The organism is Bosea sp. 29B (assembly GCF_902506165.1).
In the GTDB taxonomy this organism is placed as follows: Bacteria; Pseudomonadota; Alphaproteobacteria; order Rhizobiales; family Beijerinckiaceae; genus Allobosea.
The window spans coordinates 1-1,093 of record NZ_LR733821.1 but is presented as its reverse complement, the minus strand read 5'-3'; the positions used below and the strand labels follow the sequence as shown (position 1 = coordinate 1,093).

The 1,093-nt window shown below is 70.4% G+C and carries 1 protein-coding gene; it reads left to right on the top strand.

What is annotated here, in order from left to right; translation table 11 throughout:
• Nucleotides 1–1,093 (top strand): autotransporter outer membrane beta-barrel domain-containing protein (locus GV161_RS30845; protein ID WP_159650699.1); only part of this gene is annotated, 1,093 nt, incomplete at both ends.

Sequence of the window (1,093 nt, the reverse complement as noted above, 5' to 3'; positions counted from 1 at the left end):
TCCTGACGCCCTCGCTGAGCTATGGCGGCACGAACGTCACGCTGACGATGACGCGCAACGACACCTCGTTCGGCCCCGACAATAGTGGCGGCAGCTCTGGCGGAACCTCTGTCGCCGCGACCCGCAATCAGGGCTTCATCGCGATGGCGGCGGAGCGGCTCGGGGTCGGCAACCCCGTCTATGACGCGCTGATCTCGGCGACGGCAGAGGAAGCCCGCGCCGGCTTCGACCTGCTCTCGGGCGAGGCGCATGCCCAGGCGGTCAGCGTGATGATCGACGAGAGCCGGCTGGTGCGCGACACCATTCTGGGCCATCTGCGCGGGCCGCTGCTGACGCAGGCGCCCGGTCAGGTTGCAGGCGCCTTCACTGCCGATCTGCCCGGCCGCAAAAGCGGGATCGTGATGCCCGCGCCAGTGCCACAGCCGCGCTATGCGCTCTGGGGTACGGCCTTCGGCAGCACCGGCAACACCGACGCAGACGGCAACGCCGCGAGCCTGAGCCGCCGCAGCGGCGGCGCCCTGCTCGGGGCGGACGTCATGCTCTACGAGGCGCCGGGGTCGTCGCTCAAAGTCGGCGTCGCCGGCGGCTACAGCCAGTCGCGCTTCGATCTCGATGCCAGGCTCTCGACCGGCAAGCTGGAGAGTGGCCATGCCGCGCTCTATGCCGGCGCCCGCTTCGGCCAGCTAAGGCTCGATGCCGGCGCGGCCTACACCTGGTCCGAGAGCGATATCCGCCGCCAGGTCGCGATCCGCGGTTTTGGCGACTTGCTGCGGCTGCAGCGTCCGGGCTCGGTGACGCAAGGGTTTGCCGAGCTCGGCTATGGCTTCACCTTCCAGGGCATTGCGCTCGAGCCCTTCGCCCAGCTGGCGCTGATCCGCGTCAGCACGGACGCCGGCACCGAGCGTGGCGGAGCTACGGCCTTGCGCGTGCTCTCTTCCGACCAGACGCTCGGCTTCACCACGCTGGGCTTAAGGGCCGAGGCGCAGCTTGGGGCGATGCCGCTGTTCGCCCGGGCCATGCTCGGCTGGCGCCACGGTTTTGGCGAGCTGACGCCGCAGGCGCGCACCGCCTTCGTCGCCGGCACCACGCCGGC